13 protein-coding genes are annotated in these 13,157 nt (G+C 67.3%); 12 read left to right on the plus strand and 1 reads right to left on the minus strand.

All coding sequences use genetic code 11. The features are described 5' to 3' along the window. Nucleotides 1–9: 9 nt before the first annotated feature. The 7 genes from BJ970_RS17200 (at nt 10) to BJ970_RS17230 (ending at nt 7,113) form a co-directional block, all read left to right on the plus strand. Entirely contained in the window at nt 10–3,081 is a 3,072-nt protein-coding gene (locus BJ970_RS17200) for a lantibiotic dehydratase (protein ID WP_184727191.1), read from the plus strand. After that, a complete protein-coding gene (locus BJ970_RS17205; RefSeq protein WP_221467198.1) occupies nt 3,078–4,298 on the plus strand; it encodes a lanthionine synthetase C family protein in 1,221 nt (406 codons plus the stop codon). The genes BJ970_RS17200 and BJ970_RS17205 overlap by 4 nt, the downstream gene beginning before the upstream one ends. Continuing rightward, nucleotides 4,280–5,287: a thiopeptide-type bacteriocin biosynthesis protein gene (locus BJ970_RS17210; RefSeq protein ID WP_184727192.1), complete on the plus strand. Its 1,008-nt coding sequence runs from the start codon at nt 4,280–4,282 to the stop codon at nt 5,285–5,287. The genes BJ970_RS17205 and BJ970_RS17210 overlap by 19 nt, the downstream gene beginning before the upstream one ends. After that, nucleotides 5,284–5,832 (plus strand): hypothetical protein, encoded by a 549-nt coding sequence (locus BJ970_RS17215; RefSeq protein ID WP_184727193.1) that lies wholly within the window; start codon nt 5,284–5,286, stop codon nt 5,830–5,832. Before BJ970_RS17210 ends, BJ970_RS17215 begins: the two co-directional genes overlap by 4 nt. Beyond that, on the plus strand, nt 5,829–6,275 hold the full coding sequence (locus BJ970_RS17220; RefSeq protein WP_184727194.1) for a hypothetical protein: 447 nt from the start codon (nt 5,829–5,831) through the stop codon (nt 6,273–6,275). The genes BJ970_RS17215 and BJ970_RS17220 overlap by 4 nt, the downstream gene beginning before the upstream one ends. Further along, nucleotides 6,262–6,513: a hypothetical protein gene (locus tag BJ970_RS17225; RefSeq protein ID WP_184727195.1), complete on the plus strand. Its 252-nt coding sequence runs from the start codon at nt 6,262–6,264 to the stop codon at nt 6,511–6,513. Before BJ970_RS17220 ends, BJ970_RS17225 begins: the two co-directional genes overlap by 14 nt. A 219-nt stretch (nt 6,514–6,732) precedes the next feature. Beyond that, complete coding sequence (locus tag BJ970_RS17230; protein WP_184727196.1) at nt 6,733–7,113, plus strand: hypothetical protein; 381 nt, start codon at nt 6,733–6,735, stop codon at nt 7,111–7,113. A gap of 569 nt (nt 7,114–7,682) precedes the next feature. On the opposite strand, the gene BJ970_RS17235 is transcribed toward BJ970_RS17230, so the two are convergent. After that, nucleotides 7,683–8,186 carry a hydrogenase maturation protease gene (locus tag BJ970_RS17235; RefSeq protein ID WP_184727197.1) on the minus strand — a complete coding sequence of 168 codons (504 nt, stop codon included), beginning with the start codon at nt 8,184–8,186 and terminating at the stop codon, nt 7,683–7,685. 131 nt (nt 8,187–8,317) lie between these two features. Here BJ970_RS17235 and BJ970_RS17240 point away from each other — a divergent pair, with 131 nt between their 5' ends. From BJ970_RS17240 to BJ970_RS17260, 5 genes are read left to right on the plus strand one after another with little or no spacing between them, the layout of a single operon-like run. Further along, nucleotides 8,318–9,490, plus strand: a complete 1,173-nt coding sequence (locus tag BJ970_RS17240) for a 4Fe-4S dicluster domain-containing protein (protein ID WP_246470882.1) — start codon at nt 8,318–8,320, stop codon at nt 9,488–9,490. After that, on the plus strand, nt 9,487–9,957 hold the full coding sequence (locus tag BJ970_RS17245) for a cyclic nucleotide-binding domain-containing protein (protein ID WP_184727198.1): 471 nt from the start codon (nt 9,487–9,489) through the stop codon (nt 9,955–9,957). Before BJ970_RS17240 ends, BJ970_RS17245 begins: the two co-directional genes overlap by 4 nt. Continuing rightward, on the plus strand, nt 9,954–10,772 hold the full coding sequence (locus BJ970_RS17250) for an FAD/NAD(P)-binding protein (protein WP_221467199.1): 819 nt from the start codon (nt 9,954–9,956) through the stop codon (nt 10,770–10,772). The genes BJ970_RS17245 and BJ970_RS17250 overlap by 4 nt, the downstream gene beginning before the upstream one ends. Nucleotide 10,773: 1 nt before the next feature. After that, a complete protein-coding gene (locus BJ970_RS17255) occupies nt 10,774–11,571 on the plus strand; it encodes an NADH-quinone oxidoreductase subunit B family protein (RefSeq protein ID WP_184727199.1) in 798 nt (265 codons plus the stop codon). After that, the gene (locus BJ970_RS17260; RefSeq protein ID WP_184727200.1) at nt 11,568–12,980 is read left to right on the plus strand and encodes a Ni/Fe hydrogenase subunit alpha; all 1,413 of its coding nucleotides are present in this window, start codon (nt 11,568–11,570) and stop codon (nt 12,978–12,980) included. Before BJ970_RS17255 ends, BJ970_RS17260 begins: the two co-directional genes overlap by 4 nt. Nucleotides 12,981–13,157: the final 177 nt, after the last annotated feature.

The raw sequence follows: 13,157 nt of genomic DNA on the forward strand, positions 1-13,157 counted from the left end.
GAGGCGGCAGTGGGCTCTCGGACCACCTTCTACCGGAGCACGGGTGTCGTGCTGGCGCGTGCCAGCACCGACCCCGGTGGACTGGAATTGCCCGACGACCTCGACGGTGACAGCGCGGCTTGCCGGGAGTGGCTGGCGCGGCTGTGGCACCGCGCGGAGGTCCGGGCCGCGCTGAAGGTGGCCAGTCCGGTGCTGTCCCAGCAGATCGACGCCGTGCTCGCTGGCGAGGTCATCGAGAACCGCCGGCTCGTGAGCCTGCTCGGCTCGGTCTCGTCGTATCTGCGCCGCTGGCAGCGGCGCGCCACCCCGTTCGGCCTCTTCGCCGGGGTGGCCGCCGCGTCAGTGGGTACCGCTCCCACTCCGCTACGCCACGAACCTCACCGGATCACGGCTCGGGCGGATGCGCGATGGCTGGGCCGCATCGTCGACGATCTGGAACAGCGCACCGACCTCCTGAAACGGCTGTCCGTGGTGGTCAACAACGCCGGATTCATTCGTGGCGACCGGTTTGTCATACCGACCCGGCCAGACGAAACCCAGCCGGGGAAACCCGCCGCGCTGGACGTCGCAGTCCGCCTGTCCAAGCCGGTACATGCGGCGCTGGCCGCAGCAGACACACCGAGACCGCTCGCGGCAGTGGCCCACAGGATCGCCGAGAAAATTCCCCACGCCACATCCGACCGGATCTACTCCCTACTGACTGATCTGGTCTCCCGTCGAGCATTGATCACCAATCTGCGCGCACCAATGACCACTGTGGACGCGCTGGCGCATTTGATCGCCGAGCTTGAGGCCGCCGATGCGGGTGATTTGCCAGACCTCGGAGACCTGATCAAACAGCTCTCCACCATCCGCGATGAACTGCCCTGCGATGCCCCCTCGGAGCCGTCCTCGCTGGCCGCGTTGGCGGGCGCCGCCGAGCGGATGCGGGAGGTGCGCGATGCCGAGAAGACCCTCGCCGTCGACGTCGCACTGCAAGACCAGCTCACGGTGCCCGACGTGGTGCTGCAGGAGGCTGAGTCTGCGGCCACGGCATTGCTGCGCCTGACTCAGCACCCGTTCGGCACACCCGCCTGGCGCGACTTCCACGCCCGCTTCCTTGACCGCTACGGCGCGGGAACGCAGGTGGCCGTGCGTGACGTCATCGCCGACTCCGGGCTGGGGTTTCCCGCCGGCTGGCTTGGCGCCCCGCGGTTACACAGCCCTCACCTCCTGACTGAACGCGATGGCACACTGCTGGCCCTCATCCAGCGCGCCACGGCGGACGGCCAACGCGAAATCACATTGACCCAGGAACTGATCGACCGTCTCCGGGTCGGCGACCACGACAACATGGTCCCTCCGGAACGAGTCGAGCTGGCCTTTCAACTCCACGCGCGTTCCTCCGACGCCCTGGCACGGGGACGGTTCCAGCTGTGGGTCACCGGAGCGATGCACGCCGGCAGCATGGCCGGCCGGTTCGCGCACGTGCTGCCAGACGCCGATCGACACCGCCTAGCCGGGACCTACGAACCGGGCGGCGAGCACACCATCGCGGCGCAACTCTCGTTTCCGCCGCGTCGCGAGCACAACGAGAACATCACCCGCGTACCAGAGCTGCTACCGAAGGTCCTGTCGTTGTCCGAGCACCACGGCAACCATGGCTCGGAGATCGATATCGACGATCTCGCGGTTACTGCAGATCATCAAGGGTTGAGCCTGGTGCGATTGTCCACCGGGCAGCGGGTGCGGCCGTGGGTGCTGCACGCACTAGAGACGTCGGCGCAGACCCCGCCGCTGGCGCGATTTCTGGCCGAAGTCCCGTCGGCGCGCTGCGGCTTCTACGGACTGCTCGACTTCGGAGCCGCCCGGGAGATGCCCTTCCTGCCTCGCGTGCGCTACGGCCGCACGGTGCTGTCGCCGGCCCAGTGGAGACTGGGGTCAGTCGACCTGCCCCAGACCGACGCGGAAGAGTCCACTTGGGACATCGCGCTGGCCGAGTGGCGTGACCGGTGGCAGGTTCCCGCATCGGTGCTGCTGGTGGAAGGCGAGCAACGCCTCCCGCTGGATCTGGACGACCGGCACGACCGGATGCTGTTGCGACGTCGCCTGGATCGCAGCAGCAACGTGATCGTGCGCGAAAGCGGTGACCATCAGGATCATGCCTGGGCGGGGCGCGTGTGCGAATTCCTCGTCCCACTGACCGCTGCCGGCCCCGTTGATAACCGTCCCCGGACGGCAGCGCACCACACCATCACACGCTCCGACGCGCACCTTCCAGGCAATACCGCAGTGCTTCGCGCCGACCTGCGCGGCCACCCTTGGCGCTTCAACGACATCCTCACCACGTACCTGCCGCACTTACTCCATGCCGTCGAGGACCACGCGGAACGATGGTGGTTTTCCCGGCATCACGACAGCACCCGCCCTGACAGCGACCAATACCTCGTGCTGTCTCTCCGGCTTCACGATCCCGGACAGTACGGGGCAGCCGCCGCGCGGCTCGCCGACTGGGCCGCACAGCTACGCGACGCCGGTCTGCTTGCGGATCTCGCACTCGGCACCTACCAGCCGCCGGGAACCTTCGGCCACGGGCCAGCCAACGAGGCGGCGGCCGAAGAGGTCTTCGCGGCCGATTCCGCCGTGGCGCTGGCCCAACTCCACTGGGCCAGCGGAACCGGACCGCCCATCCAGGCTGCTGCGGCTGCGTCGATGGCCGACATCGCCGCGTCCCTGGCCCCCAGCCCCGAAGCAGGCTATCGCTGGCTGTGTGAACTCATCCCGCAGGAACACGGAAAGCTCGACCGCTCGCTACGCGAGGCCGCACTACGTCTGACGGCCATCGGTTCTCTGCCCGAGCTGAGCATGATCCCCGCCGGTCACCCCGTGGCCACCGCGTGGCAGCGCCGGCGAGCCGCATTGGCCGCCTTCCGCGACCAGCATCGTCGCGGCCCCGAACCCGCAATCGTGTTGCGGACATTGCTGCACGACCACCACCTCCGTGGCGTGGGCGTCGATCCCGGTACCGAACGTCTGACCAACCGGCTCGCGCGCGTCGTCGCCCAACGCCAGCTCGCGTTGCTGGGCAGGGGATACCCGTGATCGCCCAGCCCACCGACGACCTCACCGGCCAGCTCGTCGACCAGCTGACAACTTCGATGCCGCCTGCCGCCGACGAGTTCTGGCAGGTGCAGTCGCTGTCCCGGGGAACTGCGGGGATCGCACTTCTGCACATCGAACGAGCCCATACCAACGCGGGAACCTGGACTTCAGCCCACACGTGGGTAAAGGCCGCCACCGCGGACAGCGTCATCGACAGCAACGACGCATCGCTGTATCTCGGTGCTCCCGCGATCTGCGCCATGCTGCACGCAGCAGCCGACCAGATCCCGGCCTACGCGGCAGCGTTGAACAGAATCTTGCCCGCCGTCATCGCCTCAGCCCACCGTCGCGTCGACGCCGCCCTGACACGGATCAACCGCAGGGAAACCGCAACCTTCGACGAGTACGACCTATTCCGCGGGCTGACCGGCATCGGACGACTTCTTCTGGAGCAAGAGCCGGGAAACGACGCACTCGCACGGATTCTCGACTACCTCGTACGACTGACCCACCCGCTGCAACTCGACGGCACCACGCTTCCCGGATGGTGGGTCTCCCACGACCCAGACCCCAAGCTGCCCGCCCCCGGAGGGCACGCCAACTTCGGCCTCGCCCACGGCATCAGCGGCCCGCTCGCTCTTCTCGCAACGGCCCAGCGGCGCGGCGTCACCGTGCCCGGCCAGCCCGAGGCCATCGAACGCATCTGCGCCTACCTCGACACCTGGCGTCACAACAGCGACAGCGGCTCCTGGTGGCCCCAATGGATCACCCGATCCCAACTCAACGCAGAAGCCTTACACCAGCACGAACCGCCCCGGCCGAGCTGGTGTTACGGCACCCCCGGCATCGGACGCGCCCACCAGCTCGCCGCGCTCGCTCTTCCCGACACAGCACGACAACGCATGGCCGAACAGACCGTGGCGGCGTGCCTGTCCGATCCGGCTCAACTCGCTCTGATCGGCGACACCAGCCTGTGCCACGGCTGGTCCGGGCTCTACCAAACTGCCTGGCGCACCGCCCAGGACGCGCTCACCCCCGCGATCAGCCTCCAGCTACCGCACCTGGCCCGCCAGCTCACTCGGCACGTCGATCTCCGCGCGACCGGCGAGGATGCCGGGTTCCTGACAGGCGCAGCCGGCCTCGGCCTCGCCCTGCACACCGCCAGCCGCAACGCTGCGCCTCTCTCCGGATGGGACTCATGGCTACTGATCAGCTGAATTCCGATCGTCGCAAGAACATGCCCTGTTCTTCCGCGACGGCAACGCCTGCCGAGATCGCACAGGCCGTGCTCGCGGTGCTCAGCGGTACTCCACTCGACCAAGTTGCGGCCGAGAAAGACATCGAGTCTGCCGATCTGGCCGACGCATGCCAGACCTACCAGCAAGCCGGACTTGCCGCATTAGAAGCCCACGCCGAGCACGACTGGTATCAGGTCTCCCTCGAACTCCCCACCGGGGACAGCGTCGAGCACACGATGACTGCCATCCTGGCCCCTCGGCTACAGCAACTACAGGACACCGGCGATATCACCGCATGGTGGTTCATCCGCAAGACTCCTGGCCTACGCGTGCGAATCACACCTGGCAACACGGCCGCCGCCGTGGAACCCGTCCTCGACGAACTCGTCACCTCAGGCGCGCTCGCTTCCTGGCGCCGAACCCGCTACGAACCCGAGGCCATGGCCTTCGGCGGCCAACCGGGAATGGCCATCGCACACAAGCTGTTCAGCGCGGATAGCCACCACATCCTGGCCTACCTCCGGCAATCGCAGCCCGCCATAGGCCGACGCGAACTCTCAATCCTGCTGTGCACAGCGATGTTCCGCGGAGCAGGACAGGAATGGTTCGAGTGCGGCGACATTTGGCACCGCGTCTCCCAAACACGGCCGAAGCCCGCCGACGTTGCCAGTTCAGCCGAACTGGCCACCCAGCTCGCCACGCTGCTCACCCACGATCCGCGGCCCGCCGGCCCGTTGTTTGGCAACGAAGGGCCGCTGACGGCCTTCGCGCCTTGGGCTAACGCGTTTCACGACGCGGGATGCGTCCTGGCGACAGCTGGTAACGACGGAACCCTGCACAGGGGCATTCGCAGCGTCCTTGCCCACCATGTGATCTTCCACTGGAATCGGCTCGGGCTGACGCTGCCAACGCAAACCATCCTGGCCCACACCGCTGCCGGAGTAATCGCCGGAAGCGAGGTCGTGTGAGCAGCGTGCAGGCAGCCGCAGCAGCCTTACGGGTGGTGATTGCTCAACTTCCCAAGGACGTCGTGACACGACTCGACAGTGACCTTGCGACCGTGACGGACCTTCTCCGCGAAACGTTAGGCACCAGCTGTCGCGAGCAGGAAGTGCTCTTCGAGGCCAACAGCCTGCGCTCCGGCCTCGTCGAGTCGCTGGCCGAGGTGCTGAACTGGGTCGAGCGAGCACTTGAGGACAAGGCTGCTCAGCTCGCTGATCAGGGAGCGCCAGGTGAAGCGGCATTGCCAGGCGAAGTCAGCCGCAAGGTACAGGAACTGCGTGGTAAGCCGCCCCCGAAGACCTCGGACAAGGACATGAACCGGTATATGCGGGAGATCACCAGTCAGGGGTGGGCGGTCGAAAAAACCGGTGGCAACCACCTCAAGGTCTGGGGGCCGGCTGGCGAAGGACCGTACGTGTTCTCGTCGACTCCCAGCACCGCAACCAATAACCGCAAACTGCGCGCCCTCACCGAGCAGATCCGAAAGAACAACCGGAAGGACAACACGTGACCTCTGAATCGCCCACGCCAACCGACACGCCTACGCAGTGGCTGATGGTCAGCGGCGGCGAGACCGAGCCGGCGGACCTTCGCCTGTACGCGCAGCTGTCTGACCCGCACACCGGTCACGGAACCGAGACAGGCTCGGCGTGGTTCATCGGAATCACCCGCGTCTTCACCGGGTGCCCTGACCCACGTGCGGATCTGGAGAGGCTGGCGACTTCCTGGTTCGAGCGGTCCGGCTTGACTCCCTTGCTCGCGCAAGTCGACGCCGAAGCGCAGGCGGTGACCTTCTGGAAAGCCCTCGAAATCAGAGACGCCACAGAAGCCATCCGGTTGACGGTCGACGGCATCACCCGCGCCATCGAGCAGACCGACTTGGCTGGCGCCATTCCGCACACAGGATTCAGCGTCGAGGTGATCGCCGAGCGCGACATCGATGACGAGCGTTGACGAGCTACTCGCTGCGCTGCAAGGGGTACGGGAGACCTTGCCCCACGACGCAGCCGAGGAATACCGCACGAGGATGGATTCCGCAGAGCAGCAGGTCTTAGCAGTTCTCCGCACGAGCCGCGACGAAGCTCACTTACGGGGGATCGTCGCCAAGGCCCGGGAGGACGGCACAGAGCAGATCCGGAACTGCATGACCAAGCTCGATGAACTGATCGCAGCAGCAGGAAGCCATTGGTAAAAGGGGATAGCAGACATCGCGGTAGTTCGAGCCAGACGCCGGCCGGGGGTGGCGACGCCAGCTCGCCCCTGACGACCTACGAGCCCACCTCCCACCTGTAAGTGCCCAGGTGAATTCGAGCCCCGAGCTGACAGATTCACTGGCGCCGGACAACTCGGCGAAACCGGTGTAGCGGCGTATGTGGCAGGACTGGCCATACCTGATCGGTACGGTGCGGATATGGGACCGAGTTCCGACCGGGTGGGTCGGGTAGGCGTGCACGGGGTGGCACTGCTGGTTGTCGGCGAGCTTGGTTGGAAGTTCCGCGAACAGAACGAGTCCGACTGGGGCATCGACGCGATCATCGAGGTCTTTCCAGTCCTGCCACGGGTCGGCCACGTAGAAGATCGGGCGTGCAACGTGGCTCGCTGCCGGCGGCGGACAGCCGGAGTCGGGGCAGACGGCGTGCGCATGGCGGCCGTCATCGCCGACCGCCTTCCTGCTTGCGGTTGGCCGGCGGCCAGACGTAGCCGCAGTTGCATTCCGAACCAACCACCAGTGTTCGGGACGATTTCCCACGTGGTGCACATGTGTCCCGAGGGCGAGGTCAGCGCGGTGTGATCGGAATTGGGGTGGCAGGTGGGCGGGGGCTCTACAGCCGTTGACACGGCCGATCAACTCCAATCTTCCCTCGGGGACGTCGTCTCCTCTGGAGCAGGCGGTGGGAGAGGGACACCGCGCGCTCATCTGGGACTCAGACGCCACGGCGGCCCCAGTCAAGGGCGGGGTCTCGACAGAGCCAGCCGCCGTGGCTGAGTCCTGACCGATCCGTTCGGGGGCTGCCGTGAGGGCAGCGGATCGGACAGGACGATCGGGGGTTACCTGCCGCGGTTGATGACTCGACGGGCGATAGCTACGACTGCCGACCACGGCGGCAGCAGCCGGTCGGGCTGGGGTTGCTGCCACCACGACGTGGTCTCAGCGATCGGAGGAATGCCGAGCAGGTAGGGCAGCACTCGTACCCAGCGTCGACGGACTCCGCAGGTGAGGTCGAGCTGTGCAGGCGTGGCTGAACCGCGGCCACAAGGGATCTGGCGCTGCTCCTCTTTCCTGGCACTGGACCGCCGCGGCGATCGAACTGGAACTAGCGGCCCGTCCCGCGATCTCCGAACATTGCGGAGAATCGGACCTCAGCCGCTGATCGCGCGGACTACGGCGTGTTCGATCTCTTCCTCGATTCGCTTCGCGAGGGGTTCCACTACGTCCGAGACCTGTTGCGACAGACCGGAGCCAAGACCGGTCTCCGCACATTCGACTGCGAAGACGACCAGTTGTCGCGGCAGCCGGTCCAGTACGCGGGCGAGTTTGACCGCGTCGCCGAGGCCGAGTCCGTGCGAACTGGTCTCGCTGCCCGTCTGCCATGGCTGGTCGCCTTCGAGCTGCAGCCGGTGTACGCGGCCGGGGTGGGCGGGGTGGGCGTGTGCCGCGTCTACCACGATGGTGAGGTGGGTGTCCTCCCACATGGAGATCAGACGGGCGGGGTCGCCGTCGCACGCAGTGAGGATCGTTTCGCCTGGCAGCGGTCGGCTCCGCGCACGTTCACTCATCCGGGACACGACGGCCCAGCCCACGCCGTCGTCGCGACGGTACTCGTTGCCGACCCCGATGACAGCGATCCGGGCAGGGACATGCATGCGCTTCTCCCTTCACCCGTTCGTACCGGCCACCTCGGGTCATGGTGTGGGCCGCCGGTTGTGGCTGCCATGCGGGGTTGCCGGTGGGTCGCCATAATCTCGCCAGCGGCACTCTCGGCGCCGGGAGGTGGATGATGACGGACAGCGGTGGCTCCACCGCAGTGATCGACTCGACTGGCCTGGACGCGTTGATCTCGGTTCTGGCCGGTCGGGGCCGAACTGTCATCGGACCCACCGTTCGCGATGGGGCCATCGTGCTGGCCGAGATATCCAGCGGCCACGAGCTCCCGTACGGCTGGGGCGTCGAGCTGGAGGCTGGCTACTACCGGCTGCGTGCTCGCGAGGACGGTGCCGCGTTCGCGAACAGCGCGGGGCCGCAGTCGTGGAAGACGTTCCTGCACCCGCAACGGGTACGGGAGTGGTCCGCCGAACGCGGCGCCGACGGCGATTTCACGGTGACTGAGGACACCACGTCGCCCCCATCGTATGCGTTCTTCGGCGTGCGCCCGTGCGATCTGCGGGCCATCGCGGTGCAGGACCGGGTGCTCACCGGCGGACAGTTCACGGACCCTGCTTATCGCGGGCGGCGCGAGCGGGCCTTCCTGGTGGCGGTGGAGTGCACCGAGCCGGGTGCCACGTGTTTTTGCGCGTCCATGGACGCCGGGCCGGCCGCTGGTCCCGGATACGACCTGGTGCTGACCGAGGTGCTCGACGACGAAGGGCATCGCTTCCTGGCCCGGGCCGGCAGCGCGGAGGGCGAGTCGGTGCTGGCTGAACTGCCGCGCCGCCCGGCCGACGACACCACCCGGGCCGCGGCGCACGAACGAGTCACCGACGCCGCAGGGCGCATGGGCCGCACCATGCCGGCGGTCGACCTGCACGTGCTGATGCGCGACACGTTGGCGGCCGAGCGCTGGAACGACGTCGCGTCACGCTGCCTGACCTGCGGTAACTGCACCATGGTCTGTCCCACCTGCTTCTGCACCACGGTCGAGGACATCACCGATCTCAGCGGTGACCATGCCGAGCGGTGGCGGCGCTGGGAGTCCTGTTTCGACTTGGAGTTCACCCACCTTCAGAGCGGCCCGGTCCGAGCCTCGCAGCGCAGCCGCTACCGGCAGTGGGCCACCCACAAACTCGGCACCTGGTACGACCAGTTCGGCAGCTCGGGGTGCGTCGGCTGCGGACGGTGCATCGTCTGGTGCCCGGTCGGCATCGACATCACAGAAGAAGCCCACGCGCTGAACAACGAGAGAGCAGCCTCCGCATCGGAGTCCGCCGCATTCGACGAGGAGCCATCGTGACGGTCGTTCGGCACGGCTTTGCCGGCGCGCTGCCACCCGAGCATCGCGAGCGGCTGCTCGGACTTGCCCACGAGACTTCTTTCCCTGCTGAAATCCGCATTTTCGACGAGGACGGTGAGGCCGACCGGTTCTGGATCATCCGTTCGGGACGGGTCGCGCTCGATATCCACATCCCGGGCCGCGGCCCTGTTGTCGTGGAGACCATTGGTGATGACGAACTGCTCGGCTGGTCCTGGATGTTCGAGCCGTATCGCTGGCACTTGGGGGCGCAAACGCGCAGCCCGGTGCGGGCGTACGAGTTCGACGCGAAGCAGGTGCGCGACGCACGCGATGCGGATCCCGCGTTCGGATTGGCGCTGACCGACTGCGTTGCCCAAGTGGTCGCACGGAGGTTGAAGGCCGCGCGCCTGCGCCTCCTGGACCTCTACGCGGTCGGAGGCACCGAGGACGGCGGTAGCAGGGCATGACCGCCATGGTGGCTCTTCCATCGCCGTACCGCGTCGTGGAGCGCACCGACGACACGCTGAACACCGCGACGATCGTCCTGGAGCCGGCGAATTCGGCGCTGCCCCCGTTTTCTCCAGGGCAGTTCGCCATGGTGTACGCCTTCGGCATCGGCGACATCCCGGTGTCGGTCAGCGGTATCCACGGGCATCGCTTGACGCACACCATCCGGGCCGTGGGGGCGGTCTCCAGTGCGCTGCACGGGGTGCGGCCTGGCCAGATGGTTGGTGTGCGCGGTCCGTTCGGCACCGGTTGGGACCTGCCCCGCAGCCGCGGACGCGATCTGCTGGTCGTGGCAGGTGGTATCGGGCTGGCGCCGCTGCGGACGGTGGTGCTTGAGGCGCTGGCCGAGCCCGAGCTGTACGGGCGGCTCAACGTCCTGATCGGAGCGCGTGCCCCCGGCGAGTTGCTCTACACCGCTCAGACGCGCAGCTGGCAGGCGGCCGGGGCCCGAGTCCTGGTCGCTGTGGACCGGCCCGATGAGGCGTGGACCGGTGATGTCGGGGTCGTCACCACCATGCTCGACCGGGCGACCTTTGACCCGGAGGAGACCGCGGCGTTCCTCTGCGGACCGGAGGTGATGATCCGGGCCACTGCCCGCGACCTGGTCCATCGAGGCGTTCCACCTGACCGGATCCGCGTCGCGCTCGAACGCACCATGCACTGCGGCACCGGTCACTGCGGCCACTGCCAACTCGGACCGCTGCTGCTGTGCCGCGACGGTCCTGTCGTGAGCTGGACGTATGCCGAGTCCCTGCTCGCAGTACGGGAGCTGTGACATGTCTGCTGAACCCGACCACCGCGCGAGGCGACCGAAACTGGCCGTGTGGAAGTTCGCGTCCTGCGACGGCTGTCAGCTGACCCTGCTGGACTGCGAGGACGAGCTGCTTGGCATCGCGGAGAACATGGAGATCTCCTACTTCCTCGAGGCATCCAGCGCGCCCGGGCCAGGACCATACGACCTGTCGCTGGTCGAAGGCTCGGTGACCACGCAGCACGATGCCGAGCGGATCCAGCACATCCGCAACGTCTCCAGTCGACTGGTGACCATCGGTGCCTGCGCCACTGCGGGCGGTGTGCAGGCGTTGCGCAATTACGCCGACGTGGCCGAGTTCCTCGCCGTCGTCTACGCCCGACCGGACTACATCGAGACCCTGGCTACCTCCACTCCGATCAGCGCGCACGTCCCCGTCGACTTCGAATTGCGCGGCTGCCCGATCGACCGCGGGCAGCTGATCGAGGTCATAGTGGCGTTTCTCGCTGGACGCACGCCGAACGTGCCCGCGCACAGCGTGTGCTTCGAATGCAAGCGGCGCGGCAATGTCTGCGTGACCGTCGCGCACGGCACGCCATGCCTCGGCCCGGTCACGCATTCCGGTTGCGGCGCGCTCTGCCCCACCTATGGACGCGGCTGCTACGGCTGCTTCGGCCCGTCCAACTCCACCAACTTCGGCGCGTTCATCCCGCTGTTGCGCCGAGACGGGATGAACACCCTCGACGTGGTACGGGTGTTGCGAACTTTCAACACCGCCGCCCCGGAGTTCGATGCAGCTTCGCGAAAGGAACTGCGCCAGTGACCGACCATACGTCGAAGGTGCTGCGCGTCGGCGCTCTCGCTCGCGTCGAAGGCGAGGGCGCGCTGTATTTGTGCCTGCAGGATGGCGAGGTCGCGGAGGCTCGGCTGGCGATCTACGAACCCCCACGTTTCTTCGAGGCGTTCCTGCGCGGACGCTCCTACCGCGAGCCACCCGACATCACCGCTCGCGTATGCGGTATCTGTCCGGTCGCATACCAAATGAGCGCGTGCCGAGCAATCGAGGACGCTTGCGGTGTCGTCGTGGGCGGCCAGCTGGCGGCACTGCGCCGGCTGCTGTACTGCGGCGAGTGGATCGAAAGCCAAACCCTGCACATCTACCTGCTTCACGCACCGGATTTCCTCGGAGCGGACAGCGCGACCGATCTGGCCCGTACCCACCACGCCGATGTCGAACGCGGCCTTCGCCTCAAGCAGGCGGGCAACGCGATCGTCGAACTGCTGGGTGGGCGCGCGATCCACCCGATCAACGCGCGCCTCGGCGGCTTCCACCGCCTCCCCACCCCATCCGAGCTGCGCCCGTTGGCCGAGCAGTTGCGCCGCGCTCGGGACGATGCCGCGGCGACTGCGCGCTGGGTGGCGGATTTCGACTTCCCCGACGCCGGATGCGACCACGACTTGCTGGCTCTGGCCGAACCCGGCACCTACGCCATCGAATCGGGCACCCCGACGGTGATGATCAGCCCGAGCGGGGCCGGACTGCCCGCCGACACCAACCGCGCGCTGCCCACCCGCACCTTCGACGTCTGCGAGTTCGACGACCACGTCGTCGAGACCCAGGTGCCACACTCCACCGCGCTGCACTCCCGTCTCGACGGGCACCGTCACCTGACGGGCACGCTCGCCCGCTACGCGATCAGTGGCCGCTGGCTGTCCCCGATCGCACTCGAGGCAGCCCAGGACGCCGGGCTCGGCAACCCACGTGAGGGCGCGGTGTGCCGCAATCCATTCCGCAGCATCGTCGTCCGAGCGATCGAGGTGCTCTACGCGGTCGACGAGGCACTGCGCATCATCGACGCCTACGAACCGACGCCGCGGGCCTGCGTCGACGTCCCCCCGCGCGCCGGCACCGGCTATGGAGCGACGGAGGCACCGCGGGGCATGCTGTACCACCGCTACAGCATGCGTGACGACGGAACGATCACCGACGCGAGCATCGTCCCACCGACCGCCCAGAACCAGGGCGCGATCGAGCACGACCTGCTTCGACTCGTACAAGAACGCCTGGGCAGTGGGCAACCAACGGATGCCGAGTTGGCCTTCCTATGTGAGAAGGCCATCCGCAACCACGACCCGTGCATCTCCTGCTCAGCCCACTTCCTTAATCTCACCGTCCTTCGAGAAGGCCGATCGGCCTCGATCCGGGACGGCGGCCGTGACTCTCAGCGATGACAGCGGCCGCTGGAACGCCGATGGCACGGACTGGGCGGCACGAACACACGACCGCGGCTCGGCCGTTGAACTGGGAACGCTCACCACGGTCGGGACACCTGCCCGGGGTACCACCAGTCCGACGGTGGGGGCTTCGTGTCGGCCTCCCAGGAGAGGTCGGCCCCCACGGGCAGTGTC

It is taken from the genome of Saccharopolyspora phatthalungensis (genome assembly GCF_014203395.1).
GTDB classification, from domain to species: domain Bacteria; phylum Actinomycetota; class Actinomycetes; order Mycobacteriales; family Pseudonocardiaceae; genus Saccharopolyspora; species Saccharopolyspora phatthalungensis.

Excerpts from the sequence above, each read along its gene's own strand:
- BJ970_RS17210 (WP_184727192.1), top strand. The coding sequence starts at position 4,280 with ATGGCTACTGATCAGCTGAATTCCGATCGTCGCAAGAACATGCCCTGT.
- BJ970_RS17225 (WP_184727195.1), top strand. The coding sequence starts at position 6,262 with ATGACGAGCGTTGACGAGCTACTCGCTGCGCTGCAAGGGGTACGGGAG.
- BJ970_RS17230 (WP_184727196.1), top strand. The coding sequence starts at position 6,733 with ATGGGACCGAGTTCCGACCGGGTGGGTCGGGTAGGCGTGCACGGGGTG.
- BJ970_RS17235 (WP_184727197.1), bottom strand. The coding sequence starts at position 8,186 with ATGCATGTCCCTGCCCGGATCGCTGTCATCGGGGTCGGCAACGAGTAC.
- BJ970_RS17240 (WP_246470882.1), top strand. The coding sequence starts at position 8,318 with ATGATGACGGACAGCGGTGGCTCCACCGCAGTGATCGACTCGACTGGC.
- BJ970_RS17250 (WP_221467199.1), top strand. The coding sequence starts at position 9,954 with ATGACCGCCATGGTGGCTCTTCCATCGCCGTACCGCGTCGTGGAGCGC.
- BJ970_RS17255 (WP_184727199.1), top strand. The coding sequence starts at position 10,774 with ATGTCTGCTGAACCCGACCACCGCGCGAGGCGACCGAAACTGGCCGTG.